23 protein-coding genes and 1 tRNA gene are annotated in these 26161 nt (G+C 68.6%); 13 read left to right on the top strand and 11 right to left on the bottom strand.

The window, feature by feature from the left end; genetic code table 11:
• Positions 1–119 precede the first annotated feature (119 nt).
• The 9 genes from FLW16_RS43720 (at position 120) to FLW16_RS16815 (ending at position 8770) form a co-directional block, all read left to right on the top strand.
• Positions 120–190, top strand: a tRNA-Phe gene (locus FLW16_RS43720).
• 511 nt (positions 191–701) lie between these two features.
• The gene (locus FLW16_RS16780) at positions 702–1370 is read left to right on the top strand and encodes a hypothetical protein (protein ID WP_142561021.1); all 669 of its coding nucleotides are present in this window, start codon (positions 702–704) and stop codon (positions 1368–1370) included.
• A complete protein-coding gene (locus FLW16_RS16785) occupies positions 1370–2686 on the top strand; it encodes a PD40 domain-containing protein (RefSeq protein WP_142561023.1) in 1317 nt (438 codons plus the stop codon). Before FLW16_RS16780 ends, FLW16_RS16785 begins: the two co-directional genes overlap by 1 nt.
• Before the next feature lie 250 nt (positions 2687–2936).
• Positions 2937–3425 (top strand): hypothetical protein, encoded by a 489-nt coding sequence (locus FLW16_RS16790; RefSeq protein ID WP_221891124.1) that lies wholly within the window; start codon positions 2937–2939, stop codon positions 3423–3425.
• Between the two features lie 69 nt (positions 3426–3494).
• Entirely contained in the window at positions 3495–4013 is a 519-nt protein-coding gene (locus tag FLW16_RS16795; protein ID WP_142561026.1) for a hypothetical protein, read from the top strand.
• A 254-nt stretch (positions 4014–4267) separates the two neighbouring features.
• A complete protein-coding gene (locus FLW16_RS16800) occupies positions 4268–5125 on the top strand; it encodes a hypothetical protein (protein ID WP_142561028.1) in 858 nt (285 codons plus the stop codon).
• 606 nt (positions 5126–5731) lie between these two features.
• Entirely contained in the window at positions 5732–6607 is an 876-nt protein-coding gene (locus tag FLW16_RS16805; protein ID WP_221891125.1) for a hypothetical protein, read from the top strand.
• Positions 6608–6845: 238 nt separating this feature from the next.
• A complete protein-coding gene (locus FLW16_RS16810) occupies positions 6846–8267 on the top strand; it encodes an MFS transporter (protein ID WP_221891126.1) in 1422 nt (473 codons plus the stop codon).
• A 194-nt stretch (positions 8268–8461) separates the two neighbouring features.
• The gene (locus FLW16_RS16815; RefSeq protein ID WP_142561029.1) at positions 8462–8770 is read left to right on the top strand and encodes a hypothetical protein; all 309 of its coding nucleotides are present in this window, start codon (positions 8462–8464) and stop codon (positions 8768–8770) included.
• A gap of 227 nt (positions 8771–8997) precedes the next feature.
• Here FLW16_RS16815 and FLW16_RS16820 read toward each other — a convergent pair whose 3' ends face one another.
• The 8 genes from FLW16_RS16820 to FLW16_RS16855 form a co-directional block, all read right to left on the bottom strand.
• Positions 8998–9201 (bottom strand): cold-shock protein, encoded by a 204-nt coding sequence (locus FLW16_RS16820; protein ID WP_139577431.1) that lies wholly within the window; start codon positions 9199–9201, stop codon positions 8998–9000.
• A gap of 352 nt (positions 9202–9553) precedes the next feature.
• The gene (locus FLW16_RS16825) at positions 9554–11089 is read right to left on the bottom strand and encodes a S8 family serine peptidase (protein ID WP_142561031.1); all 1536 of its coding nucleotides are present in this window, start codon (positions 11087–11089) and stop codon (positions 9554–9556) included.
• Between the two features lie 646 nt (positions 11090–11735).
• Entirely contained in the window at positions 11736–12914 is a 1179-nt protein-coding gene (locus tag FLW16_RS16830; RefSeq protein ID WP_142561033.1) for an ABC transporter permease, read from the bottom strand.
• Position 12915: 1 nt separating this feature from the next.
• On the bottom strand, positions 12916–13590 hold the full coding sequence (locus FLW16_RS16835) for an ABC transporter ATP-binding protein (RefSeq protein WP_142561035.1): 675 nt from the start codon (positions 13588–13590) through the stop codon (positions 12916–12918).
• The gene (locus tag FLW16_RS16840; RefSeq protein WP_142561036.1) at positions 13583–15307 is read right to left on the bottom strand and encodes a peptidoglycan-binding protein; all 1725 of its coding nucleotides are present in this window, start codon (positions 15305–15307) and stop codon (positions 13583–13585) included. Before FLW16_RS16840 ends, FLW16_RS16835 begins: the two co-directional genes overlap by 8 nt.
• Positions 15308–16204 carry a hypothetical protein gene (locus FLW16_RS16845; protein WP_142561038.1) on the bottom strand — a complete coding sequence of 299 codons (897 nt, stop codon included), beginning with the start codon at positions 16202–16204 and terminating at the stop codon, positions 15308–15310. It abuts the gene before it with no gap.
• A gap of 34 nt (positions 16205–16238) precedes the next feature.
• A complete protein-coding gene (locus FLW16_RS16850; RefSeq protein ID WP_142561039.1) occupies positions 16239–17150 on the bottom strand; it encodes a hypothetical protein in 912 nt (303 codons plus the stop codon).
• Positions 17147–17467 (bottom strand): PadR family transcriptional regulator, encoded by a 321-nt coding sequence (locus FLW16_RS16855; protein ID WP_142561040.1) that lies wholly within the window; start codon positions 17465–17467, stop codon positions 17147–17149. The genes FLW16_RS16850 and FLW16_RS16855 overlap by 4 nt, the downstream gene beginning before the upstream one ends.
• Before the next feature lie 88 nt (positions 17468–17555).
• Here FLW16_RS16855 and FLW16_RS16860 point away from each other — a divergent pair, with 88 nt between their 5' ends.
• The 3 genes from FLW16_RS16860 to FLW16_RS16870 all read left to right on the top strand — a co-directional run bounded on the left by FLW16_RS16860 (position 17556) and on the right by FLW16_RS16870 (position 19841).
• On the top strand, positions 17556–18344 hold the full coding sequence (locus tag FLW16_RS16860; RefSeq protein WP_142561041.1) for a hypothetical protein: 789 nt from the start codon (positions 17556–17558) through the stop codon (positions 18342–18344).
• A 244-nt stretch (positions 18345–18588) separates the two neighbouring features.
• Positions 18589–19116, top strand: coding sequence for an EF-hand domain-containing protein (locus tag FLW16_RS16865; RefSeq protein ID WP_185949453.1), 528 nt, complete (start codon positions 18589–18591; stop codon positions 19114–19116).
• Positions 19117–19217: 101 nt separating this feature from the next.
• Positions 19218–19841, top strand: coding sequence for an SDR family NAD(P)-dependent oxidoreductase (locus FLW16_RS16870; RefSeq protein ID WP_312847138.1), 624 nt, complete (start codon positions 19218–19220; stop codon positions 19839–19841).
• A 63-nt stretch (positions 19842–19904) separates the two neighbouring features.
• On the opposite strand, the gene FLW16_RS16875 is transcribed toward FLW16_RS16870, so the two are convergent.
• The gene (locus tag FLW16_RS16875) at positions 19905–20813 is read right to left on the bottom strand and encodes an RNA polymerase sigma-70 factor (protein ID WP_142561043.1); all 909 of its coding nucleotides are present in this window, start codon (positions 20811–20813) and stop codon (positions 19905–19907) included.
• A gap of 538 nt (positions 20814–21351) precedes the next feature.
• On the opposite strand from FLW16_RS16875, the gene FLW16_RS16880 reads away from it, so the two are divergent.
• Positions 21352–23490: a prolyl oligopeptidase family serine peptidase gene (locus tag FLW16_RS16880; protein ID WP_142561044.1), complete on the top strand. Its 2139-nt coding sequence runs from the start codon at positions 21352–21354 to the stop codon at positions 23488–23490.
• On the opposite strand, the gene FLW16_RS16885 is transcribed toward FLW16_RS16880, so the two are convergent.
• The gene (locus tag FLW16_RS16885) at positions 23477–24517 is read right to left on the bottom strand and encodes a WxL protein peptidoglycan domain-containing protein (RefSeq protein ID WP_142561045.1); all 1041 of its coding nucleotides are present in this window, start codon (positions 24515–24517) and stop codon (positions 23477–23479) included. The two genes, FLW16_RS16880 and FLW16_RS16885, sit on opposite strands and share 14 nt — an antisense overlap.
• Positions 24518–24594: 77 nt before the next feature.
• Entirely contained in the window at positions 24595–26124 is a 1530-nt protein-coding gene (locus FLW16_RS16890) for a metallophosphoesterase family protein (protein WP_142561046.1), read from the bottom strand.
• Between the last annotated feature and the right edge of the window lie 37 nt (positions 26125–26161).

Here is a 26161-nt window from a genome sequence, read left to right on the forward strand (position 1 = left end):
GCCTGTGCCGCCGACTACAGGACAGGGGGCTGACGACAACGGTGACGACAACAGTGACGACAACGTCGGCCACCACGAGCACACCGCGGCAGCCGTCCACAGCCTTCTGGCCTCGTGTCGGCTGAGCGGAGCAGAGCGGTCGGTCTGCCTGAAAAGCGGAAGGTCGGCAGTTCGACCCTGCCCCTGACCACCTTCATTGAACGGCCCAAACGCCCCGAGCGATCACGCTCCGGGGCGTTTTCGATTTCCAGTGACAGCAACGCTGAACAGCAACAAGCATCGTCCTCTTCCAGCAAGGGATCGTCGTTCAAAAGCCTTGATGGCGGATGAGCGCCAGATCCGGCGTCGACGCCTGTCCGCAGACGTCCGAGGTTAGACGTTGATTCGTTTGTGATCGCGTCTGTGTATCACTGTTTGCTGTGGCACATTCGTGGGTGAGGCTCTCGCGTTGGAGACGCATCCGTAGATGGACGGGCATCGCCGCGGTCTTCGTGGGTCTGGCCGCCTGTCAGGGGGCGTTCGGGCGCAATATCCAGGCGGTCACGTACGGCGAGCCCACATCGTGCCCCAGCGACCTATTCGAGTCCGAGTCCGAGCCCAGGCCCGCGGCCGGGACGGTGATTGATTGCGTGGGGTGGACACTGCACGTGCCATTCGGCATGGATATCGAACTCAGAACGGCCGCCAGCCACGCTCGCTCTATGTCGATTTACGACACCGACCCCATCCCCATCGAGATCACCCCGGACGGACACCGCGTCGCCTACTTGGACGTGAGGGAGCTCCGCTACCTCGCCAAGGATCTCCGCTCCGGCTTCACCCGGCCGATCACACCACGCCTCACCACTGAGGAGATCCTCGCAATCACCTCGGTGGCCAGTTCCGCCGACAGCCGCCACTTTGCCGTGTCCACCAGGGAGAACCGTCGGACATTCGTCACGGACTTCGAGACGGGCCGGACAAGGACACTCAACCAGGTGTGCTGGGCCTACGGGCTGACCGGCGACAGTCTGATGGGCAGCGCGGGCTGCGATGGTGTCGGCGTCTCGATCGATGCCATCCGCTTCGACGGCACGGCGACTCGCTTCCGGTCGGAGGAGGAGCGTCCCCTTGATATGTCCGCAGATCTGCGGTGGTACATCGACTTCGGGGAGCCGACTTCGGTGTACGAGACCGCAACCGGGCGGCGGGTGCGGGTCCTGCCCTCTGAACTCAGCGAATTCCAGTGGGCGGGCGCCGACACCCTGGTCGCACGAGACGCGGATATCGAGGACGGGGACGACTACACAGCCATCGACGCCAGAACGGGCGAGCTCATCTCGATTGGCATCCCATACTCCGACTCAATCGTCTTCGGGAAGGTCCGTTGATGTCGGACTGGTACGAGCAGGTCCGCCGTACGGCGTCGCTGTTGGGCGGACGCACGCCGTATGCCCGGCGCATGGCGGAGAAGGCACTGCGCGACAGGGAAGGCACGAAGGACGCCTTCTTCTCGCTCTATCGGTCTTATCTCAGCCTCTTCCGCGTCTGGCCCGATCCGGGCTGGGGGAAGGAACTCTCCAATTTGCAGCGTGCCGTCCTGGTCGCGTTGCACCATGACGGCTGGACCGAGCAGGAGACCGCCTATTTGTGTGGGCGAAGTAGAAGAGCCGTGCGGCGGGCGGGCGAGAAAGGGCTTCGTGCTCTGGGCACCGATGGCATGGCTCTCGCCGGCACGCTACGGGCAATGACGGAGGATCTTCCTGCGGTCGCCGAGCGGGAGCCCGGGCGGAATCACGCCGGGTGCGGTGCCTTGATTGTCTGCCTTGTCGCCTTTGTCCTCATGGTGGCCTATTGCTCGGTCCTGGATGCTTCGCTTGGACAGCACGCAGGCCGCGCTCCCTTCGTCGCCCTTGCCTTTTCGGAGCTCAATCCATTGCGCGGTCCTATGCGGGCCACGATCCGGTACGCCTACCGCGTCGATGCGCCGGTAACCGTGCTCACCGATGGAAGCTACTGGGTCGTCATCACCGAGTCGAACCAACGGCTGCTTGTCGAGGACGCCACCCCAAGCGACCTCGAGATCAGCCCGGACGGCCGTAGGCTGGCCTACCACAGCCGGAGCAAGCGCGAGGTCGTCGTGTATGACCTTCCGTCGGGACAGATCAGCAGGATCTCGAAGGCAGATGTGTCGGATTACGGCCTGTTTTTTTCTCCAGACGGTCGCCGCCTCGCGTTCACTTCCGAGGACAAACTGTATGTCTGGGACGGCAAGCGGCGGCGTGTCCCGGGGTTTGGGCCGGAGTCGACACTGTACGGCTGGTTAGCCGGCGGGCAGGCCCTGCTGGTTGATGACTGGGAGGGTGTCCGGGCGGTCGATCTCAGTGGCACCGTCTTGTTCAGCACGGGGGACTTGGACCACGTGGGCCCGTTGCCCGACGGGAGGACGTGGATCGACGTCGACGATGACGAGAATCGCTTCACGCGGTACGGTCGGCGCACAGGTCGCCGGAGCATGCGGCTGCCCACGACCGCGAGGCCCCGAAAGGTCGAGTGTTGGACCAGTGCGGACACCTTCGTGATCAGTACCTACGGCTACGGGCCCAGCAACTACTACCGGATCGACATCGAGACCGGGGAAGCCGAGCCTCTGCCTGCTCTGGTCCCGGAAGACCTGAAAGAGGTGCGTTTCCCCGGGTGTGTGTGATGATCGACAAGCCCGGGGCCGACAGTGGCGTGCGGGCGCTGGCCCGGTCCTGCACAGCGACATCCCCTTACGCAATCGTCCCGGGATGAGCAAGGGCCCGAAGCGATTCATACACCGTAGCGCCCAAGATCGCCGAGTTCTCGTAGTGAAGTGTTCGGGGCAGACCGTGGCGATAGCTGACTTCCAGTGACAGCAACGCTGAACAGCAACGGTCTCGTGGATGCCATGGGGGAGTGCGATGTTGCGACGTGTGGAGATCAGCGCCGCTCTGTTGATCGAGCCCGTCCATCGGTCGATCGCTCACAACCTGTATTGGAACGACAAGGTTGAGCTGAGCTTGGACTGTTTCATTTGCGAACGGACTCGCCGTACGACCATTCTCCAGCGCGGTGCCGAGCGAGCCGTATGCACCGCGGACGACGAGCATGGGGAGCACTATTCCGCCGTCCAGATCACGGCGTTCGGTCACGCTCAGGGATCGCAGAGCCTCTCACTCAGGGTTCTCGTCGATTTCTGGTGGGCACCCTTTCACGATGCGAAGCGGGATCAGAGGGCGATGGCGCCGAGCACGATCCCGTGGGTACGCCTGCATCTGGGCTCCTATTGTCCTGAAGCTGGGCAGGCCGGGCAGAACTCGATCCAGACCAACCTGGTGCGTCCGGCGGGGCTGGTCTGCGAACACTGTGACCAGACGCTGGCTGTCAGCGCCGAAGCGCCGCGGATTCACGTGCTCAACTGAGCCGGATCTCAGCACGGGCCGGCGATACGGAGGTGCGGACGAGAAGGCCGTGCCTCAGACTCTCGCATCATGAGGATCGCGGAGGATGAGTTACACCGTATCGAGTTCGGGCCGCCAGGCGATGATGAGCCGGCCTTCATCGTGCGCGTGTTCTTCGCGGCGGAGAACCCCGTGGACGTTGTCGCGCGTGCGGGGGAGGTCCTCACCCGCGTTGTCGAGCGGGTGCCGTCGTGGCCGCCGGAGGATGACTGGCCGGATCTGCTGCCGTCGTGGTTCGTTGAAAATTGCGCACCGGAATCACCGGCTGATCCGACACAGGATGCGGCTGAATGGCTGGCGTGGTGGCAGAGCTTGGCACCGCAGGAGAAGGTTGTGGCAGCACAGGGGCCCTGGACTCTGTCAGGTTGGCTTTACTACTTCGATCCGATCGAGGGCGAAGGCGATGACCGTAGCTGGTGGTGGTGGAACGCCGGAAACGATGAGCCGGAGCGGGGCTGGATTGACGTGGCCACGACGGGATGGCCGTTCGGCACCGGCTCCTTGTACTGGCTGATCGAGGCGTGTGGAGGTAAGGACCCTCACTACTGAAGACGTCCCGAAGCTGAACTCCGGGACGTTGTTTCAGGAGAGAGGTACGGCCTACCCGAGGGCCTCGCCGAGCTTGCCGAGGGCGCGGCGCATGTCGCCGAGTCCGGTCGCCTTTCGGATCGCTCACAGCTTCGCCCGAGGTCGTCCGACTCCATTCGTGTGCCGTGCGGAGAAGGAAAGACAACCTCGGATTCTCCCGGCAAGGTCGGTCGGCGCCACCGACGTCAGCGGCGGCACTTTGCCAAGATCGGCACATGGTGCGATTAGCCGCGATGCTTCTGACGGTGGCGCTGCTCCTCAGCGACAGCTCTGGTTTGTTGAGACCGACGTTTGAGGAGAAGGCCGCACAAGCCGCCTCAACCTGGCGGACCAGCGGTGCCGAGAAGATCCGGCGCAAGGGTTTCGTCCCACTTGAGGACCTGAGCAAGATACCTCAGGAGGTGAGCGAGCAGATCGATTATGAAGAGCACGGCTGGGTCGTGGCCGGACCGCTGCCCGCTCCCCCGGCCAGGGCGCAGATCCAGTGGGACGACGGATCCGCGATGCAGGTCCCCGTGGTTGGACCGCGAGAGGCGCTAATGGCCCTGTCCCCCTGGCCCGAGGAGTACACCTTCCCCGACGACAAGCAGTACAAGCTCACCCGCGCCACGTTCACGACCATGCGGCTGAAGACCTCACGCGGCATGGCGACCGTACCCGCCTGGCGACTGCACTTCTCGAATCTCCCCGACCCGATTGACCGCGTCGCGGTCGATCAGGAGGCGATCGATACCATTGAAGACGCGGTCGGTGAACGTCTGTGGGGTGACGGGATCACAGACCTCGAGGTGTTCGACGAACACACGCTGCTGGTGAAGTACGGCTACGGCTTCTGCGCCGGTGAAGAACCGTTCGATGTCACCCTACGGGCCAGCGAGAAGCCAGATGTGGTGGTGCTGGGACTCGAGATGCCCTATCGGGGCTACGGGCCCTGCGCAGGCGTCGGCGCGTTCGGCCAGGACGTCATCAGGCTCAACGAGCCGCTGGGCGATCGCGTGGTACTGGACGAAATGAGTGGACTCCCCGTCCTCTGCCATCGTGCGCAGAACACGTGCCATGCGAGGAACGGGTGACACACGCCGCCCCCGACAGCGACGTGATGACGCGCGAGCTGTACGCGAAATGATCAGGTGGGCCCCAACGGCCGACCAGGGCGTTTGGTCAGGTCGAGGCCATAGCTCAAGCAGAAGGACCACCGCTCTCCTGAAGCGGGTGCCGTAGGTCGAGCCCTTGGGGCGAAGTTACGTCTTCACTTACCCGATCCTCCCGCGTCGCCCGCCCTGCGTCGGTAGCCTTGCGTGGTGTGATGGTTACTGATAGTGCTCAGCGCGGCTTCGGTTGACTCCGCCCGGCGGGTATCCGCCGTTGGAGACGCCCTTGCTTGGCGCTTGGACGAGCGCCGATTCGCTGGCGACTGCGCTTGTGTGCAGGGGAAGCGAGTGTGAGCAGATATCAGTAGATCATTTTCTGCATCTCATCCCGAGAGTCCGCGGGGCGGGGCAGGGGGAGTCGTCTTGCTCGCCGCATTCCGGGGGCCTCGCACTCGCATTCCCACGGACCCGGAGCATCTGGCCGCCTCACCCTCTCGCCGTCGCGCCGCCGACTGCGGAGTCAGCCGCTCCGGAGCGTCGTACCGCATCCCCGCAGGCATCTGTCACGGGAAGTGAGAGGACCAGACCGTGCGAAACGATGACCAGACACCCCGCGTGGACACGCACGGGATACAGCGTCCCGGCGAATATGTGATGAAGAAACTGCCCGAGGTCACGCTGACCTTCTGGATCATGAAGGTCGCCGCCACCACACTCGGTGAGACCGCCGGCGACCTGTTCTCCCAGACACTGAAGATCGGCTATTTCCTCACCACGGTCGCGCTGTTCCTGATCTTCCTTGTCACCCTGGTGATCCAGCTCGCCTCCAAGCGGTACAACCCCTTCTTCTACTGGACGGTCATCCTGTCCACCAGCATGGCCGGCACGACGATGTCGGACTTCATGAACCGCGACGCCAGCGCCGAATACCTGCCCAAAGGAGCGACGTCGCTGGGTTGGGGGCCACAGGGCCTCGGCCTGGGCTACCCCGCCGGCGCCGCGATCCTGATCTCGATCCTCATCGCCATCTTCGTCATCTGGAAGTTCACCGGACTGACCTTCGCGATCCGCGACATCGACACCTTCCGTGGCGAAGCCCTCTTCTGGTCGGCGATCCTCGTCTCCAACACGCTCGGCACCTCCCTGGGCGACTTCCTCTCCGACAGCTCAGGTCTCGGCTACAGCGGAGGCGTGGTGTTCATCACCGCCCTGCTCGCGCTGCTCCTCGCCCTGAAGTACGTCCCTGCCGTGCCCAACGTGCTGCTGTTCTGGCTCGCCTTCGTCCTGACCCGGCCCTTCGGCGCCACCGCAGGTGATCTCCTCACCAAGCCGACCACCAAGGGTGGTCTCGACCTCGGAACCGCCGGCTCCTCCGCCGTCCTCCTCGCGGTCCTGTTCGGCCTCATGGGATGGGCCCATCTCCAGGAACGCCGCGACACCCTCGCCATGGCAAGGGCCTCCTGAGCCCGATGACACGCGCGGACGACTCCCGTGGCACGTGAATATGGGCTCGAATGCCCATGCCGAATCTGGCCCGCTCCTCGCCTGTGACCGGTTGGAGCTTGTGGAGGGCGCGCGGGCCGTACACCTCGGCGGGCCCTGCCCAGCGCATCCGCGCAGGTCTCGTTACCTCGTGCGTAATCGCCGCGATGCCGTACCCCCGCGAAGCTGAGCGTGGAACGGCGCGAGCAGGAGGAGAACATTGACGACCATCACGTCACCGCGGTCGACACGGGTTGCGGCGAGCGGCAGCAGCGCCGGCTGGGGAAGCCTGCTGGTGCTCCTCACCGGTGTCTTCATCACCACCCTCGACTTCTTCATCGTCAACGTCGCGATCCCCGCGACACAGCACGAGCTGAACGCGAGCCCGTCGGCGATCCAGTTCATCGTCGCCGGATTCGGCATCGCCCTGGCCTCCGGGCTCGTCCTCGGCGGACGGTTGGGCGACCTGTACGGGCGCCGGCGGCTCTTCTCGATCGGCCTGGCCGTCTTCACCCTGGCCTCGGCGGCCTGCGGCGAGGCCCCGACCGCCGGGTTCCTCATCGGCGCTCGGGTCGCCCAGGGCGTCGGGGCGGCCCTGCTGATGCCGCAGGTTCTCGCCATCATCAACACCCTCTACACCGGCGCGCACCGCACCAAGGCGTTCAACGCCTACGGCATGGCCCTCGGCTTCGGCGGCGTGTTCGGGCAGCTCATCGGCGGTGCGCTCATCAGGGCCGACATCGCCGGCCTCGGCTGGCGCAGCATCTTCCTGATCAACGTCCCGGTGGGCGCGGTCACTCTGCTGCTGACCCGGCGGCTGATCCCCGAATCACGGGCCAACGGGGCCCGTCTGGACCTGACCGGTGCCACGTTGGCCGGCCTGGGCCTGGTGGCCATCGTGTACCCGCTCGTACAGGGCCAGCAGCAGAACTGGCCGGCATGGACGTGGCTCTGCCTGGCCGCCGCCGTCGCCCTCCTGGCCGCCTTCGTCCTGCACCAGCGCCGGACGGCCGCGCCCCTGATCGACCCGGCGCTGTTCCGGCACCGCTCGTTCTCCACGGGCGTGGTCGTCAGCCTGATCTATGCGATGACGACTGGTTCGTTCTTCCTGATCCTGGCGCTCTACCTCCAGGAGGGGCGCGGTCTGGACGCTCTCGGCTCCGGCCTGATCTTCCTTCCCCTGGGCCTCGGCTACTTCGTCTCCTCGGCCCTGTCCGGACGCGTCGCGGCCCGGCTCGGCCGCCAGGTCGTCACCGTGGGAGCCCTGGTCGTCGCACTCGGGTACGCGGCTCTGGCCGAGACGGCCTCGGCCCTGGGCGCCGGGCGTCCCGTCGCGTGGATCATCCCGAGCCTGCTCGTCGCCGGCGCGGGAATGGGCTTGATCATGGCCCCGCTGCCCGCGATCGTCCTGGCGGGGACCGATCCCCGGCACGCCGCAGCGGCCTCGGGCGTCCTGAACACGGCCCAGCAGGCGGGCGGCGCGATCGGGGTGGCCCTGGTCGGGATGGTCTTCTACGGCGCCCTGGGCGCTCCCGCCCCGGTCCACTACCCGCACGCTTTCGCTCTCGGCCTGGCTCTCCTGGTCGGCCTGGCCGCCGCCGTCGCCGCCCTGGTCCAGGCGCTGCCCCGCTCCGCCCGCTGATCGGGAGCCGGGTCCGAGAAGGTCGACGAGCCGTGATCCGAACGGGACAGGGGGCCGAACGTGCGGAGGGAGGCGAGTTGACCGCGAACGGGGCTATCCGGCCGACAGCCGACTGTGTCACTTACGGTAGTTGCGATGTAACTGACAGTGGCATCAAGATCTGGGAGTACACCACAACTGCCGAGGAGGCTTCCTTGACGCTGTCCCGCGTTCCCGCTCTCGCCCGCCGCCTGGCCGGCGCCGCCGCTCTGATAGTGGCGGTCGGCACCGTCGCCCTGCCTGCCACGGCGGCCACCCTGCCGGCGCAACTGCCGCCGGGCGTGGTCGCGCTCCAGGAAGCCGGCGCTGCTCAGCGGCCCGCCGGAGACGATGTGTACCGCGACTGGTACACGAGCCACTCCAATTGTGTGGCGGCCGGCCAGGGAGGGATCGACCGAGGCCACTGGGAGCACTACACCTGCTCCGAGGGCGACTGGTTCTGGCACCTGTGGACCAACCGCTGAGCCGACGGGACGGCAGGCACATGCAAGACCGCCGACAGCCGGGCGGGGCGGCCTAGCCCGGCACCGGCGGCGTTGTCTCTCCCCGCGGACGCGGACGGCGACCTCGGCCGCCGAAGACGTGCGTCCGCATGACGAGGCCCCGGACTCCGTAAGGAGCCCGGGGCCTCGGATGCCGTCGGATGACGGGCCACGTCTCAGTGTGCCCGGCATCGGCGGTGAAGCGTCGCTTAGAGCGGGCGGACCTGCTCGGCCTGCGGGCCCTTGGCGCCCTGGCCCGCGGTGTACTCAACCCGCTGGTTCTCCTCCAGCGAACGGTAGCCGCCGGCGTCGATGGCCGAGTAGTGGACGAAGACGTCCGGGGTGCCGTCGTCGGGGGCGATGAAGCCGAAGCCCTTTTCGGCGTTGAACCACTTGACGGTTCCCTGAGCCATGCTGCTTTCTCCTTGATGAGACGATCTCGAGAGCCACGGACGTGGTCCTCGGGCTGCTGCGACCGACCGCCTTGGGAAAGCCTCGGCTCCGTACGGTAACGCCCGCTGTCATAAACTCAGCAAGCGCTTTAACGCATACTGGGACTTCGACACAACCTCTACTCCGACACTACACGCCGCAACGCGGTTCCCGCGCCACTCTCTCGCAAAACCCCGTACGCGCCCCCCGAAGACCCATCCCCGTCAACCGACCGGCGTGGAGGGTGCTGCTCGCCGTATGGCGATGGGCCTGCACCGTCATGACGGTGCAGGCCCATCGCGGTGATGTCAGTCACTCAAGACCGGGGTCAGTTCACTTGACGACTGCGAGGGCGTCGACGACACCGGCGCCGAAGAAGCTGTTGTCGTCGTCCGTGCCGGTGCAGGCCGCGGTGTTCTGCGGGCACGGCTTGGACACGGCCCGCGCCTTGAGCTCGCTGAGCATCGTGGCCGGCGACCAGGACGGGTGCGCCGACTTCATCTGCGCCATGACACCGGCGACGTGCGGGCTCGCCATCGACGTACCGCTCTTGGTGCCGTAGCCGTCGGCCCCCGTCCGGGTGTTCCACGTCGTCGAGTAGATCGACGAGCCGGGAGCCGCGACGTCGATCTTGCCGAGGCCGTAGTTGGAGAAGGACGACCGGACGCTGTCCAGCGTGGTGCCCACGCGCTGCAGGGACGCGACCGTCACGACGCCGTCGAGCTCGGCCGGGATGTCGTTGCAGCCGCTGTTGATCGTGCGCACGGTCGGCTTCGGCGCGTCGTTGGGGCTGCCCGTGTCCACGGTCTTGTTGGCCATGTCGTAGTTGGAGTTGCCCGCCGCGGCGACGTTGACGACGCCCTGCTTCGTGGCCCACTCCACGGCGCGCCGGACGGCCTCCTTGCTGGCGGCCTGGTCGGGCTGGTCGTCGCACCAGAACTCGAACGGGTCGACGTAGTAGGAGTTGTTCGTGACGTCCATGTGCTTCAGGCCCGCCCACATGAAGCCGCAGACGGCGTACTCGGGGTAGATGAAGCCGTCGTCGTTGACGACCTTGACGGACGCCAGGCGCACGTTCGGCGCGACACCGACGATGCCGACGTTGTTGCGGGCGGCGGCGATGGTGCCGGCGACGTGCGTACCGTGGTCGCTCGTCGTGGGGCGCCACGCCAACGGCGTCTGGTCCGGACGGCCGACGTTACTGCAGTTGACCGAGTTCGCGACGTCGATGTTGGCCTTGAGGTCCGGGTGCGTCGGCGAGATGCCGCTGTCGAGCACCCCGACGAGGACGTTGCGGTTGCCGTCGGAGATCGCCTGCGCCTGCGGGGCCTTGATCATCTGCATGTCCCACTGGACGCCCTCGTTGGGGTCGAGGCTCGCGCCAGGCTGCGGGTCGGAGGGGATGTCGCCGTTGTCCGGCTTCTTGGCGCCCTTCTTGTACCCGTTGGCGCCGGGGCCCCACGGCGGGGCCAGGTCGGTCGGCGTTCCCTCGGAGACCCCGGCCGTGCGCGTGGCGCCGACGGAGGCGACCGCGTTGCCGCCCTTGGCGGTGACGTTCGTGCGGAAGGCCGCGCGGTCGGAGTGGGCGACGACCACGCCGATCTCGGGCCAGGACTGGATGACGACGCCTCCGGCGGCCTCGACCGCGCGCTCGACGAGACGAGTCTGGCCGGGGTTGGCGATCCGGGCGTTGACGACGTAGCTCATGAGCATCCCGTCGGGGATGTCCACGTTGACCGGTGTCGACGTCGGCTCGTCGGTGGTGGCCGCGCTGGCCGAGTCGGTCGCGCCTCCAAGGAAGGCGGCACCCACCATGGCGAACGCCGCGGCGGTGGCCGCGAGGCGTCGCTTGGGCAGGGCATGCTGCATGCGTTGCTCCTTGAATGGTGAGACCGCGGCACCATTGCCGCGGTCTGGCTGGCCCCGATTCCGAAAGCCCGAAATCGTCCTGAATCCAGCCTTTAAGGTTGGTTGGTGACGCTAACAGCTCGATCGTGAACTATTCAAGGGTCAACCACCGCGCTTCGTATGGGAATCAGGCGCCGGCGCGCGGGATCGGGGTATACGCGACACGAAGCCGTATCGGCACCTGCTGGAATGGGTGCGGTAGCGGGCGGGCCGGGGTGGCATGGGGCACTCGGAAGCCGGCCGCGCGGCGGATGCTCCAGTCGTCCTCGATGACGCGGCGGGCCAGGCGAGGACGAACCGGTTTCGGCCGGCGAGGTGTTACGTGGGGCGCTGACGGCAGCCCGTGATGTCCATGGGCAGGTGTGGAATCCCCGAGGGCTGGAGACCTGTCCGGAGCAGGGGCTCGTGCCGACTGCGGGCCGCCTGTCGACATCTCCGATCCTGCTCGTGATGCGTAGGCCAAGAATTCGATTCCATCAGGCGGCTCCGTCGACGAACAGGGCGCTCTCTCTGAAAAGAGCGCCCTGTGGTCGTTTTCTCCTTTCTGGGCCAGAGGTGCGGCTTCGGAGCTGACACGTCGTCGGCGGACAGGGATCTGTCTACAGCGCTATCTGAGCGCCTCTACCGGCTCCATTCCGGCCCCACGCAGGGCCGGATAAAGTCCGGCCAGCAGCCCCACCGCGGCCCCCGCGACCGGGGCCGCGACCGCCAGCCGCAGGTCCAGGAGGGGCGTCCACTGCTTGGCGGCCGACACCGCGACGACGGTGACGATGCCCACGGCGGCGCCGATCACGCCGCCCGTGAGGCCGATCAGCGTCGACTCGAGCAGGAACTGGGCCGCGATGTGCCGCCTGGCGGCATCGAGCGATCGGCGCAGGCCGATCTCCGGTACGCGTTCCATCACCGTGACGAGCGTGACGTTCGCGATGCCGACCGCGCCGACGACGAGCGAGACCAGGCCGAGGATCAGGAAGAGCGCGTTGACGTCGTCCTCCGCCTGGTCGCGCGCCCTCGTCGGGCTGGGCGGGGCGACCACCTGCAGCATGTCGCCGTTCCCGGGGCTGAGCGCGGTGGGCGCCTGACGGGCGATCAGCTCGGCGGCGCCCAGGCTCGTGTTGACCAGCACCCTGGTGACGTCCCGTAGCCCGAACTGCCTGCCCACGGTGGGCGGCACGAGCACGGCGGTGCTCAGATCGCGCTCGCGGCGCAGGTCCCCCAGGATCCCGATGACCGTGTACGCGTGCGTGCCGATGAAGATCGCGGGAGCTCGGTCGAGCCGGGTGACGCCGAGCAGTTCGGCGGCCTGGTCGCCGATCACCGCCACCCGGTCGTGCCGCCGGATGTGGCCGATGTCGTAGAACCTGCCCCGCACCATCCTGCCGCGCGCCGCCTCGGGCAGCCCGGTCGTCGCGGACAGCACGGCCAGCGACTGCGTGGTGACCCGCGTCGGGTCGACGATGTCGTTGGAGCGCACCGGCACGTTCGCGCCGTCCTTCGACTCGGCCACCGCCGCGGCGGACTCCACGCCGCGCAGCCTGGTCAGCCGGTCGATCGCGTCCCACCCGACGAGCGGCGTGCCCGGCGATTCGGGCACCTCGACCGTGATGGCCGTGGCCACCAGCTCGTCGAAGCGGCCGACGATCTGGTTGCCCGCGGTGGCGGCCACGCCGAGCGTGACGACCAGCGTGGTGATGCCGAGCACCGTCCCGAGAGTCGTGAGCGCCGAGCGCACCGGCCTGGCGAGCATGCCGGCCACGGACTCCTCGATCAGGTCGCGTACGTGCATGTCACTCCTCCACCAGCACGCCGTCGGTGATCCGTACCCGCCGCCCGGCCCGCTCGCTGACCTCCTGCTCGTGGGTGATGACGACGATCGTCAGACCCTGCCGCCGCAGCTCGTCGAACAGGTCCAGCACCGCCTGCGTGTTGCGGCTGTCGAGGTTGCCCGTGGGCTCGTCGCACAGCAGCAGCGACGGCTCGCCCATGAGGGCCCTGGCGATGGCCGCCCGCTGGCGCTCGCCTCCGGACAGCCGGTCGGGCGGGAAACCCGTCCGATGGCCGAGGCCGACTCGCTCCAGCGCCGCCAGGGCCCTGTCCCGCCTGCCCCCGCGTCCCTGCTTCCGGTAGACCTCGGCGAGCATGACGTTCTCCACCACGCTGCGGTGGGAGAGCAGGTGGAATGCCTGGAACACGAAGCCGATCCGGTCGCCGCGCAACCTCGTCCTGGCGCCGTCGCGCAGGGTCGTGGTCTCCGTGCCGTCCAGCCGGTAGCTGCCTGAGCTGGGACGATCGAGCAGGCCCAGCACGTTCAGGAGCGTGGACTTGCCTGAGCCCGAGGGGCCCACGACGGCCAGGTAGTCGCCCCTGCAGACCCGGAGCGTGACGCCGTCGAGCGCCCGGACCGGGGGTTGTGCGGGAAACTCCCTGACGACGTCCACCAGCGAGATCACCGCCTCAGGCACCGCTGACCACCACCCGGTCGCCTTCCCTGAGCGCGCCGGTGACCTCGACGTTGCCGTCGGCGGTCAGGCCCGTGCGCACCTCGACCTCCCTGGTCCTGTCGGTGGCGTACTCCACCTGCACCCGCGCCCTGCCGTCGGCCGCGGTGACCACGGCCGCCACGGGCACGACCAGCACCGGCTCCTTGGTCGCGCCCACCGTCACCCGCGCCGTCACCGCGGTCCCCGCCTTGAGCCCCTTCATCGAGGCGGGCGTGAGCAGGACCGGCTGCGTCCCGTTCGGCGGTGCCTCGGCGCCGGGCGTCCTGGCCTGGTCGCCGACGGCGGTGAGCGTCGCCGCGTACGTCCTGCCGGTATCGAGCTCGATGCGCGCCTGCATGCCCACACGCAGCAGGTCGGACTCCGTCGCGTCGACCGACCCGGTCACGGCGAACGCGGAGCCGGTGACCGTGGCGATCTCTTTCTCGACCTGCTGGCCCGGCTTCACCGAGACCTTCTCCACCCGCGCGGGCAGCTTCGGCAGGAACACCACCTCGCCGGGCGGGATGGAGGTCCCGTACGTGCGCGTGAACTCGGCCAGCATCTCCTCGGCCGCCGCCACGTCCTTCCGGGCGCCGGCCACCTTGAGCCTGGTGGGGGAGAGCTGCCTGGCCTGGCGCAGCGCCTGCTCGGCCGTGGCCCTGGCCTCCTTCGCGGCACGCACGGCCTTGCGCAGCTCCTCGATCCGCTTGTCCCTGGCCTGCCGCGCCTCCTCCATGACCCGGCCCCGCGCATCCCGGGCCGCCGTCAGATCGGCCCTGGCGTTCTCGACCCGCAGCTCAAGCAGGCTCGTGTCGGCGGAGGCGGTGCGCCAGGGTGCGGCCGTGGGGTGAGGCGTGGCGGTGGCCGCCGAGGTGGGCGGATTCCTGGCCGCGTCCAGCTCCTGCTCGGCTTGCGCGAGTTTCTCCTCCGCCGCGCGCACGGCGGCGTCCGCCGCCGCCAGCCTGCCCTCGTCCTCGGGCGTCAGCTCCTGAGACTCGGCCTCCTCGAGCGCCCGCCCGGCCGACGTCAGGTCCGCCTTGGCGTTCGCGAGCCTGATCGTCAGCGGCCGCACGTCACGTCCCCGGTCCAGGTTCTGCTGCTCCGTCGCCAGGGTCTCCCGGGCGGTCTGCACGGCCTTCCGCAACGTGTCGTACTGCTGCCGGTCGGCCAGCGTGGGCTGCTGGGCCTCGTATCCCTTCTTCGTGTACATCCGGGTGACCGCCGCGATCGTGGCCCGGTCGAACACGCCCGTGACGGGAGCGCCGTACCCCAGCCGGCGCAGCGCCCGCTGGAGCTGCCGGACGTCGTCCCCCCTGGCGCCGGGAACGATGGTCCGATGCATCGGCACGGAACCGCGCAGCGCGAACACCGGGCGCCCGTTGACCTCCATCAGCACCGCGCCCTCCTTGAGCCTGCCCCGGCGCGGTGCCCGGGTGGCCCGCTGGAGCTCGGACGTGCCGCCGACCACGCCGGCCAGGCTGACCTGCAGCGGCGAGCCGTACTCCAGGGTGCCGCTGACCACGACCGTGCTGACCAGCGTGCGGCGCTCGACGGCGGCGGTGACCAGCGAGGCCTTGGGCGCGGCCCGGCGGGCCGCCTCGTCGGCGGGGGAGCGTAACCGCGTGCTCACCGCCCACCCCGCCCCGGCGACGAGCACGACACCGGCGATGACGCCGGCGAGGAGCCTGCGTGGCTTCATTCAGATGCCGTACTGCTCGTTGACCCGTCCTCTGATCGCCGCCTCCTTCGGGAGGTAGGCGGGGTAGAAGTCCCTGTCGCACTCCAGGTCGTCGAGGGACGCCTTGATCTCCTTGGTCAGGTACGGCCGGGCCTGCTCGGGGGTGAGCGTCGGTGAGTGGATCGTCGGCACCTCGTCCTCCTTCGGGGGAGGTGCGACGTCGGGCACGTCGTCCATCTGTGCCCTGCCCAGCTTGTCCTCCTGGGTGGCGAACTCTGTCCAGCCGCGGCGCTCCATGGCCGCGGGAGAGGTGTCCGCGATCGCGTAGCCCCTGCCCTTCAGGCATGTGGCCATGGCGGCGGCCAGCTCCACCAGCTCGGGGTCGCTGTTGACCGTGGTCCTGACGGCCCGGTTCGAGGCCTCGCCCGCCTGCTGGAAGTAGCTCGTGCCCGGCCGCAGTTTCAGGCCGAAGAGCTGGTTGGCCGTCGTGATCTCACATGCTTCCATCGCCTTCCGGTACGCCTGATTCTGCGCCTTGGAGAGTGAGGACTGGATCTTCCAGTTGGGGTCGACCTCGCCGGGGTTGTCTGGCTTGACCTGCGGGTTGCCCATCTCTTTGGGGTAGACGTGCATGGCGAAGACGCCGAACCCGTATTTTTCGCGATACTTCCGCATCGCCTGGTAGTCGCCCGCCTCTCGACGGCGCCCCTCATCGGTGCCCTTCGGCTCCGGATACACGTACGGGACGTACTTGAAGCCCTTCTGCTTCATGCAGTCGGCCTTGGCCGCTTCGAGTTGGTGCTTCTTGTCCTTGGCCGCCGCGCTGGGTGCGGCTGTGGCGGCGGTCTTCGCGGCGCCCCCGCAGCCGCAAAGGACGGCCAGGGCCAGCAACGCAGTAGGAAGCGTCTTCCACGTCATGACGGAAGAAGATACTCCGTTAAACGAAGTATGGTCAATCCAGGCAATGCCGCCGCTGTCGGAAAGGTGCGCAGGCGGCCCCGAGGAGCAGCACGGCCAGCACGCCCCAGTAGGCCAGGTGCTGCCTGGTCAGCTGCTCGGCGTGCGTGGTCAGCTCGACCGACGTCACCAGCAGGTAGATGCCCGACCCGAGTGCCCACCGGTGGTCGCGGGTCAGATAGCAGCCCGTCGCGGCGAGCCCGAACGCCGCCGTCTCCACCGCCAGCCTGCTCAGGCTGAGCGGGAACCCTGTGGTCTCCTCCATCCACTGAGGACCCGCCCACGCGACGGCCAGGGCGGCCGCGTACCACCACCATGACCGGACCCGCGGCGCCTCCTGCCTTCTCGAGGCGAGCACGAGCAACCCGAGCAGCACCACCGCGTACCGTGCGGCCACGGTGAAGGGGCTGCTGTCCGCGAACAGGGGGCGGTCGGTGAGGAACGACGGGTCCACCGGCACCAGCGTCAGGTCGAACGCCTGCCATCCGCCCGCGACCGCGACCGCCTTCGTGCCGGTGAGGAGAGTGAACGGGAACGCAAACAGCGGCCGTCCGCGCAGGATCGCGAGCAGCGCCAGCGCCGACAGCAGCGTCCATGGCGTCATCGCGCCCAGGTAGGGGAGCAGCGCCGCCAGATTCGCCGCCGCCACGGCCGTGACGCCCAGGTGGAGGCCGTCGGCCCACGCGTTGCCCGTCGCCTGGTGGGCGATGCGGCTGCGCACGCCGCCCGCCAGCAGCCCCCACGCCTCCCTGAGCACCGGGACCGTCCTGCCGGGGCCGGCCGACTCCATCAGGACGTCGAGCAGCTCGTCGCCGTGCGCCTCCCGGTACTTCCGTGGGTACGCGAGCAGCAGCCTGCGATAGCGACGTTCAAGGACGGTCGTCGACTGGGAAAAGGCGGGGGTCATGTGGTGGGGCGCAGCACGAGCTGAGCGGCCTCGTGCATGCGCCTGGCCTCGGCCTCCACCAGCGCCTGGCCCTCGTCGGTGATCCGGAAGTAACGCCGGTTGCGGCCGTTGACCGTCTCCTCCCTGTCCACGGCGATGACGCCTCGCTCGTTCAGGCGTTCCAGGATGCCGTAGAGGGTGCCGACCGACGGCTGGACCCGGCCTCCGGACAGTTCCTTGATCGACTTGCTGATCGCGTGGCCGTGCAGCGGGCCGACGCGTAGGGCGGTGAGCACGAAGTACATCGGCTCACTGACTTCTGAGGTTCCCCTTGGCATGCGCCGACATTATTCCGTTCAACGAAGCGTCAGCAACGCCGCGTCTGAAGAGGATGAACCAAGGTCAGGGTGCTTACGTGTTCGAGGCATGAGACTACGAATGATCCTGCTCATGGCGGTGACGGCGCTGACCGCGGCCTGCGGAGGAGTGGAACCGGACACGTCGGCGGCCGCGGCCGACGACGGGCCGGCGAAGCCGGTCGCCTTGTGGGGCGCGGAAGGCGGGTTCGTGACCGCGACCATGAACGTGCTGCGCCCGCCGAGGGTGGTGGTGTACGGCGACGGCCTGGTGATCGTGGATGCGAGCAAGCAGATGACGCTCACCGATGCCGAGACGGGCGAGGTGGTCGCGCGGATGGAGAAGTACTTGGGTGGGCAACCGCCGACTGCGAAGCCGAAGCCGGGCGCACCGTCGGTGACGGACGTGCCGGACACCGTCCTCGGCGTACGGGGGAAGGACGGGAAGATGCTGGAGGTCCGGGTCCCGGCCCTGGAACAGCTCGCCGCCTTCTACCCGAAGCAGCTAGTGGACGCGAAGAAGCTGATGGAGGGCCTGGCGACCCGGGCCGCCGCGGAGGGCGCCGACTATGCCGCCACCCGGGTCCGGGTGGTCGCCGAAGGGGTCGAGTCGGCGGAGGGCAAGCCGTCGCCCTGGCCCAAGGGCGTTCCGGAGCCTTCGGGCGTGGTGGATCCGGTCTGGCAGAAGGACGTCGAGGGGGCGGCGGTGAGTGCGATCACCAAGGCGGTTCCCGCCGGGCGGAAATACGACCGGTCGCTCTTCAGGACCAGCTCAGGGACGATCTTCACGCTCTCCTGGCGATACCTGCTGCCGCACGAACAGTCGTCGGCCTCTCCGATGCCGGGTCGGAAGGGCTGACGGTCTCCCGCACGCGCCTGCCGTACGAGGAGCACCCCGGCCCGGCGGGAACCTGCCGCTGTCGTGCACATGATGACCACCGCGAGGGCGGCGGCCGCACGGCTGGTACGGAAGATCACGGCTCGCGCCTCCGGATCGGCCCCGGCAGGCCGCCATGACTGTAACGGATTAGTCACCTAGTGTGTATTGTCACCCAAAGTGACGTCTTGGCAGCATGGAGTCTCCCCGAAGAACGGAGGCAGATGTGGCCAGTGAGTTCCAGCGGAAAAAGGTCAGCGGAGTCTTCCAGGCGATGGACGTGGACGGAGACGGCCGGCTGACCGAGGCCGATTTCCAGGCGCTCGCCCGCCGCTGGACGGACGTCGCCGGATCCGTCGATCCGGAGCGACTCGCCGCCGTCATGACCGGCTGGTGGCCGGTGCTCCAGGCCGCCTCCGGCCCCGACGGCGACAACGCCGTCACTCTCGACGAGGTGCTCCTCGTCGTGGAGAGCCTCGGCGACAGGGCGGACGCCGTCTCCGCCACCGCCGACGCGATGTTCGAGGCCGTCGACCTCAACGGCGACGGCCTCATCTCCCGTTCCGAGTACGGCGTGCTCGTCGAGACGTGGAACGGGACGCCGACGGCGACCGACGAGATCTTCCCGCGCCTCGACCTGGACGGTGACGGCCACCTCACCCGCGACGAGTTCCGCACCCACTGGACAGAGTTCTGGGCGGGCGACAACCCGAGCGCTCCCGGGACCTACGTCTTCGGCGCACTGGTGGAATAGCCCAGGGTCGGCGTCACCGCCGCGGCTCGCGCGCGTCACAGATGGGACCCTGTCCTGTCTTGTCGGCAGACCGGAACTCTCTGTTGACCAGGAGGTTTGCTGTGGATGCCGTGAGTGTGCCCGATTTGACCGGCAAGGTGGCCGTGGTGACGGGCGGTAGTGACGGGCTCGGTCTCGGCTTGGCCATACGCCTGGCCCGGGCCGGGGCCGAGGTCGTGCTGCCGCTCCGCAATCCCGCCAAGGGCGCCGCCGCTGTCCAGAAGATCCATTCGGCTGTGCCGGACGCCGCCGTCTCCACTCGTGACCTCGACCTGGCCTCGCTGGAATCGATCGCGGCGCTCGCCGCCACCCTTCGACGCGAGGCCCGCCCGATCGACATCCTGATCAACAACGCGGGCGTGATGGCCCCCGCCACCCGGCAGACCACCGCGGACGGCCTGGAGTTGCAGTTCGGCACCAACCACATCGGCCACGTGGCGCTGGTGGCACGTCTCCTGCCGCTGCTGCGCCTCAGAGGGGCGCGAGTCACCAGATGTCCAGCAGCGCGGCCCGCTCCGCCGCTGTCGACTGGGCCGACCTGCAGAGCGAACGGAAGTACTCGCCGATCCGCTCGTACGGTCAGTCGAAGCTGGCCAACCTTCTCTTCGGGCTCGAACTGGACCGGCGCAGCAAGGCCGGCGGGTGGGGCGTCGTCAGCACCGTCGCGCATCCCGGCACGACCCTGACCAATCTCTACGCGTCCGGCCCGAATCTGGGCCGTACCCACTCCGCACCCTGCGTGCGACGGGTCAGGTCGCGGTGGACAGTCCGGCGATCTTGGCGGGGTTCATCATCCACAGCACCTGGTCGATGCCCTCGCCGGAGGCGTTGACGGTGAGGACCGTGAACAGCTCGCCGTCGTGGCGCAGCAAAGCGGCCGCCTGCCCGTTCACGTCGGCCCATTCCACCTCGACCCCGGCCCAGAAGCGGTCCGCGAACGCTCTGATGTACTTCGCGACCCGGAACGCACCGATCACGGGGATGCGCGAGGCCCGTACGGCGCCGCCGCCGTCGGAGTAACTGATGACGTCCGCGGCGAGGAGCTCTTCCAACGCGGCCAGGTCGCCTGAGCGGGCGGCGGCGACGAAGGCGGTGAGCAGTCTGCGCTGGTCGGCTCGGTTCACCGGTGCCCGGCGCTCGGAGACGATGTGTTTGCGTGCCCTGCTGACGAGTTGCCGCACCGCGACCTCACTCGCCTCGATGATCTCGGCGATCTGCCGATAGGGATAGTCGAACGCTTCTCGCAGCACGTAGGCCGCGCGTTCTGTGGGCGAGAGCTTCTCCAGCAGGAGCAGGACCGCGAAGCCGAGGGCTTCGCCTCGCTCGGCGCCGAGATGAGGGTCGTTACCGGTGTCGACGGGTTCGGGAAGCCATGGGCCGACGTACGTCTCGCGGCGGACCCGCGCGGACTGGAGGGCGTTGATGGCGAGGCGCGTGGTCACCGTCGCCAGGAACGCCCCCGGGTCGGCCACGGTGCTGCGGTCGTAGGCCTGCCAGCGCACCCAGACGTCCTGTAACAGGTCTTCCGCCTCGGTGGAACTGCTCAGGATCCGGTACGCGATTCCGAACAGGCGTGGCCGCACGCTCTCGAAGGTGGCCGCCGCCTGGTCGAGGTCATCCGTCCCGCTGCGATGGCTACCCGCACCGATATCCCCCATGGTGATGGCCCCGTTCCGCCGGCGGATGGACCCGTACAGCTTTTCACCTGCCCGCCGGGGGCTTGGACGGGGATCGCGGTTCGCGACGCCGGTGGCGTCGATCCGGCCGCGTTCTGCCGTCAGCCCTGGGATCTATCTCGAAAGGCCGCGAATTTCCTTCGGGTGAAATCGATCTCCACTGGCATTCCCGTATGCCGTCGTTTCTTTCGGGGGATTTAACGGGAGCATGATTGACGGCTGTTCGCTTCACGATGGTCGAGGGCCGGAGGTGGCGCCCGTGTTTATCGATCCCGGGCGCGGGGACGGTTGCCGTCGTAATCGCCCATTCCGGGCGAGTCGCCGGAATCCAGGAGGCTGACATGACTGGATACCTGCCCTATAGGGATTCCACTCCCGCTGCCCGCATTGGCGGCGTACGCGGCTGGCAGGCGGATATTCTCCGCGGCGAGTCGTAACCGAGTGGACCGGGGTACTGCGGCGCGTATGGGCCGCAGTGCCTCCACCTCTTCTGGAGCGGGGCCGTACATCGGGGGCTTATATGGCGCGATTGTTCTACCCTGCCGCTTGGCGCGGCGATGTGGTGGAGGATCTGTTCGGATTCCCGGTGTCCGATCCTTATCGGTGGTTGGAAGACGGCGACGACGTACGCATACGGGACTGGGCCAGGGCTCAGGATCGCCTCTTCCTGGCGTATCGCGAGCAATGGCGCGAGAAGGAATCCTGGGCGTCTTCGGTGGACCAGGTGTCCTCCTTCGGCGTGTCGGAGCCCCCGATGGTGCGGGGCTCGCTCATGTTCCTCGCCGAGCAACTGCGCGGGGACGAGCAGCGGCGCCTGCTCGTCGTCGACGCCGAGGGGAACAGGCGGGTGCTGGTCGATCCGGTGGAGATCGATCCGTCCGGTCACACCGGGCTGTACGCCTGGTGGCCGTCGCGCGAGGGCGATCGGGTGGCCGTCCAGATGGAGGTCGCCGAGCAGCCCGCCAGCGACATCACGGTGCTCGACGTGCGCACCGGCGAGGTGGTGGACGGACCGTTGCCGCGCGCCCGCAACACCTCCCTCGCCTGGCTGCCGGGAGGAGACGCGTTCTACTACGTCAGCCGGGTCCCCGACGAGGAACTGGCCCCGGACGACATGCGACTGCACCGGCGGGTGCGGTTGCACCGGATCGGCACGCCCTGGCAGGCCGACACCGTGGTGTTCGGCGGCGAGGACGCCCCGGACCACTATTACGGGCTCACCGTCGGCGCGGACGGCCGTCATCTTGCCGTCACCGCCGTGGTCGGGCCCGCCGCGCAGAACGACGTGTACGTGGCGGAACTCGTCGATCCGGAAGCCCCGCGCTTCGTCCAGGTCGTGGACGGGGCGGCCGTCGGCGCCCGCGTCCTGCCCCGCTTCCTCGCGGACGGAGCCCTGCTGCTCGTCACCGACCACCAGGCTCCGTGCGGACGCGTCTGCGTGGCGGACCGGCACGACACCGGCCCGGCCGCCTGGCGCACGCTGGTGGCCGAAGATCCTGAGGCTCCCCTGGACGAGTGCCTGGTCCTGGACGGCCCGGCGCTCGCGCGGCCCCTTCTACTGGTGGCACGTGCCCGCCACGGCACGTCCGCCCTGACCCTGCACGACCTGGCCGACGGCCGGTTGCTCACCGAGCTGCCCCTTCCCGGCGCGGGCGTCGTGTCCTCCCTGCGCACGAGCGTCCCGCACGGGCACCGGGCGTGGTTCAGCTACTGCGACGCGACCACGCCTCCCACCATCTATCGCTACGACGCGGTGCTCGGCACGACGGAGCGGGAAGCCGGTGCCGCGACAGCGGGGCACGCTCCGGAGATCCGCAGCCGCGCCGTCCGCTGTCGCGCCGGTGACGGCACCGAGATCACGCTGTTCCTGTTCACTCCGGACGAGGACCACCGGGGGCCGCGCCCCACCCTCCTGTACGGCTACGGCAGCTTCGGCATGCCGATGCGCCCCTGGTTCCTCCCCCTGGCGGCAGCATGGGTCGGCGCCGGTGGCACCTACGCGGTCGCCTGCGTGCGCGGAGGCGGAGAAGAGGGCCAACGCTGGCACGACGCCGGCCGCGGACCACACAAACACCGCGCGATCAGCGACTTCAACGACGCCGCGGCGTGGCTCATCGAGACCGGCACGACCACCCGCGACCAACTGGCGATACACGGCCAATCGGCCGGCGGTCTCCTGGTCGTCGCCGCCGCCGTGCGGCGGCCGGACCTGTACGCCGCGGTCGTCGCCGAAGGCCCGCTGTGTGACATGGTGCGCTACGAACGATTCGGCCTGGGATGCACATGGACCGACGAATTCGGCAGCGCCTCCCAGCCCGAGCAACTCCGGTGGCTCCTGGCGTACTCCCCCTACCACAACGTCACGCCCGGAACCTCCTATCCCGCCTTCCTCTTCACCGGCGCGGTGACCGACCTGCAGACCGGAGAGGCCCATGTCACCAAGATGTGCGCGGCCCTCCAGCACGCCACCGCCGGCGACCGGCCGATCCTCATGCGCAGGGAACCCGACACCGCCCACGCCGCCTCGCCCGCGAGCAAGGAGCGGGCCCTGACCGCGGACATCCTGGCCTTCGCCGCCGAGCACACCGGCCTGTCGCCGAAGAAGACAGCCATGCCCCTTCGCGAGACCGCGGCGGAACCACGGGTCACTCCTGCGTGAGCGGTGTGCCGGAGCGCGCCGGCCCCTCCTGGAGCGTGGTTTTCCGGCGGCGGCGCCGGGAGGCCAGAGCCACGACGACGAGCCCGCAGAGGACGGCGAGGAGAAGCAGCAGCGCCCAGGGGAGGGTCCACGCGTGCGTGGTGCTCTCGACGGCGGCGAGCGGGGCGACCGAGCCCGCCGCGTCGGTGAGCAGCGGGACGAGCGTGACCGTCCCCGTAAGTCGCAGCGCGGGAGTCACTCCGTGGACCGGTACGGAGACCTTCCAGGTGTCGCCCGGGAGCAGCTGAGGCGAGTCGTCGATGTGTCCCGCGCGGGCGTCCCAGCGTCCGAAGGGTCCGGACAGTGACACCGCCTGACGAGCGGCGAGAACGCTGTTGCCGTCGTTGCGGATCGTGTAGGTGACGGTGGCGTCGCCCGTCCCGAGCGGATTGGGCGTGCCGGAGTAGCGCACCCGCAGGTCCTCCACCGACAGGCTCGGCTTCAGTTCTCCGCCCACGCGCAGGCGGATCCGGATGCCGAGACGCCGCCCGTCCGCCGCACCGGTCGGGGCCGGCGAGGTGACGATGCCGCCCATGTACTCGCCGGGCGCGGCGTCGTCCGGAAGCACGACCGTGAACGGCACCTCGGCCGACTCTCCGGGCCGGACCGTCACGTCGGGCCGGTCAGGGTGGACCCACGCACCCACCCCGGTCGACTTCGCGTCCCGGCCGAGCAGGTCGAGCCGGCCCTGCTTCGTGGTGAACGCGTCCGCGGCGTACACGCTGAGGCGGAGCGGCGTCGTGCCGTGGTTGGCGACCACGAGACCGTCCTCGATCCGCCCGCCCGGGTCCAGCGTGTAGCTGTAGTTCCGCCGGTCGTCCCCGAAGTCGCCGGAGGCCGTCGCGACCGTCCAGGTGACCTCGCCGTCCGCCGCTGCGGCGGGGCCCGTTCCCGCTCCGATCAGGCCGAACGCGGCGAGCAGCGCCACGACGACGGCCCGGGCGAGGGAGCGTGCTGTGGTCGTCGTACGCGGTTTCGGCGGGTGCATCTGCATGGTCCTCGGGTGGTTTCGGGGAGTGGGGCCGGCTCGGCTGATCGTGAGCGACCCCACTCACCCTCGGTCGTCTACTGGAGCCAGTCGGACTCGGACGCGGCCTGCTTGTCCTCGCCGGCCTTGCCCTCGTTCGTGTGGATCACGACCTTGTCGACGGTGGAACCGACCGGCTGGGCGGCGGTGGCGCCGCTGTCGGGGCCGCACCAGGACTCCTGGCCAAGCTCCACCGCGGCGTTGGGGGCGGCGCAGGTGCCGCTGCGGAGGTTCTCGACGACGAGCTTGTTCCCGCGCACCTGGACCCGCACGTACGTGCGGACGTGCTCCTGGTTCTCGACCGAGTTGGCCCAGTGGCTCTTGGGGTTCAGCGGGTCGGGACCGTAGTTCGGGTCCTTGGTCGTGTCGGGAGCGGTGAGGTCGTAGTACTTCGACCCCGACGCCGAGTTCGCCGTCACGTAGATGACGCCGCCCGGGCCCTTGGACACCTCGGTGGCGCCGGGCTGCTCGTCCTTGTTCGCCTTCTGGCCGTTCTTGATCACGTAGCTGCGGGAGTAGCTGTGGTCGTGACCCTGCAGGACCAGGTCGACGCCGAGCTTCGAGAAGGCCGTCGGGAAGTCCTGGCGGCGCACCTTGTTGTCGGCGTCGTTCGCGTGGCTGGCCGGCGAGTAGATCGCGTGGTGGTAGATGAGCACCGTGTGCTTGGCGCCGGCGCCGTGCTTGTTGACGACATCGGTGATGTAGGCGATGTGCGCGGCGTCGGAGCCGCTGGCGTACGCGTTGCTGTTGATGTCGATGAACAGGATGTTCTTGTACGTGAACCAGTAGTCGCCGCCCGACCGGGTCGTCGCGCTGCCGTTGTAGTACGGCGCGGAACGGTCGGTGTTCGGCGTCCAGAAGTGCTGCTCGTACGCCTTGCCGCCGACGTCGTGGTTGCCGATGGTGGCGGCCCAGGGGTACTGGCGCAGCTTGTCGGACGCGAGGAACGCGTTCCACTGCGTCTCGGTGTTGGCGGACTCGACCTGGTCGCCGCCGGAGACCAGCAGCTCGGCCTTCGGGTTGGCGGCGAGAGCGACGTTGAGGGTGTCCTCCCACCCGGCGCCGTCCTTCGCCACGTCGCCCGACGAGCCGATCTGCGGGTCGCCGAAGAACAGGAAGTCGAGGTTGTTGCCGTTGAAGTCCTGGGTCGTGAAGGAGTACGTCGGGGACCAGTTGCCCTCGGCGCCGACCCGGTAGGAGTACACGGTGTTCTGCTTCAGGCTGTCGATCGTGGCGTGCGCGTTGTAGCCGCCGTTGACGACGTTCGCGGTGACCGTGGCGGGGAAGGTGACGGCGTTCGCGGGGAACCGGCCGTCGACGACCTTGGACGCCGGCGCGACCTGCACCACCTGCGCGGTGCCGGCCGAGGAGTACCACGACAGGACGCGCTGCGTCTCGTCGGCGCCCACGCCGAGGACGACGCCGGTGAGCGTCGCGCTGTCGGCGTGGGCCGCGGTCGCCAGGCCGCCGCCGAACACGGCGCCGGCGCTGAGGGCCGCCGCGGTGGCGCTCATGGCCACCCGGCGCAGGACAAGCCCGGGGCCCTGAGTCCCCTTGTCGAGCTTCATTGCTTTCCATCCATTTGGGGGTATTGGAGTGGTTTGC

Source organism: Microbispora sp. KK1-11, assembly GCF_006874435.1.
In the GTDB taxonomy this organism is placed as follows: domain Bacteria; phylum Actinomycetota; class Actinomycetes; order Streptosporangiales; family Streptosporangiaceae; genus Microbispora; species Microbispora catharanthi.

What these genes read in the sequence shown, in the direction of transcription:
- FLW16_RS16780 (WP_142561021.1), top strand. Translation starts at nt 702, where the DNA reads ATGTCGATTTACGACACCGACCCCATCCCCATCGAGATCACCCCGGAC.
- FLW16_RS16785 (WP_142561023.1), top strand. Translation starts at nt 1,370, where the DNA reads ATGTCGGACTGGTACGAGCAGGTCCGCCGTACGGCGTCGCTGTTGGGC.
- FLW16_RS16795 (WP_142561026.1), top strand. Translation starts at nt 3,495, where the DNA reads ATGAGGATCGCGGAGGATGAGTTACACCGTATCGAGTTCGGGCCGCCA.
- FLW16_RS16800 (WP_142561028.1), top strand. Translation starts at nt 4,268, where the DNA reads ATGGTGCGATTAGCCGCGATGCTTCTGACGGTGGCGCTGCTCCTCAGC.
- FLW16_RS16820 (WP_139577431.1), bottom strand. Translation starts at nt 9,201, where the DNA reads ATGGCTCAGGGAACCGTCAAGTGGTTCAACGCCGAAAAGGGCTTCGGC.
- FLW16_RS16825 (WP_142561031.1), bottom strand. Translation starts at nt 11,089, where the DNA reads ATGCAGCATGCCCTGCCCAAGCGACGCCTCGCGGCCACCGCCGCGGCG.
- FLW16_RS16830 (WP_142561033.1), bottom strand. Translation starts at nt 12,914, where the DNA reads ATGCACGTACGCGACCTGATCGAGGAGTCCGTGGCCGGCATGCTCGCC.
- FLW16_RS16840 (WP_142561036.1), bottom strand. Translation starts at nt 15,307, where the DNA reads ATGAAGCCACGCAGGCTCCTCGCCGGCGTCATCGCCGGTGTCGTGCTC.
- FLW16_RS16845 (WP_142561038.1), bottom strand. Translation starts at nt 16,204, where the DNA reads ATGACGTGGAAGACGCTTCCTACTGCGTTGCTGGCCCTGGCCGTCCTT.
- FLW16_RS16850 (WP_142561039.1), bottom strand. Translation starts at nt 17,150, where the DNA reads ATGACCCCCGCCTTTTCCCAGTCGACGACCGTCCTTGAACGTCGCTAT.
- FLW16_RS16855 (WP_142561040.1), bottom strand. Translation starts at nt 17,467, where the DNA reads ATGCCAAGGGGAACCTCAGAAGTCAGTGAGCCGATGTACTTCGTGCTC.
- FLW16_RS16860 (WP_142561041.1), top strand. Translation starts at nt 17,556, where the DNA reads ATGAGACTACGAATGATCCTGCTCATGGCGGTGACGGCGCTGACCGCG.
- FLW16_RS16875 (WP_142561043.1), bottom strand. Translation starts at nt 20,813, where the DNA reads ATGGGGGATATCGGTGCGGGTAGCCATCGCAGCGGGACGGATGACCTC.
- FLW16_RS16880 (WP_142561044.1), top strand. Translation starts at nt 21,352, where the DNA reads ATGGCGCGATTGTTCTACCCTGCCGCTTGGCGCGGCGATGTGGTGGAG.
- FLW16_RS16885 (WP_142561045.1), bottom strand. Translation starts at nt 24,517, where the DNA reads ATGCACCCGCCGAAACCGCGTACGACGACCACAGCACGCTCCCTCGCC.
- FLW16_RS16890 (WP_142561046.1), bottom strand. Translation starts at nt 26,124, where the DNA reads ATGAAGCTCGACAAGGGGACTCAGGGCCCCGGGCTTGTCCTGCGCCGG.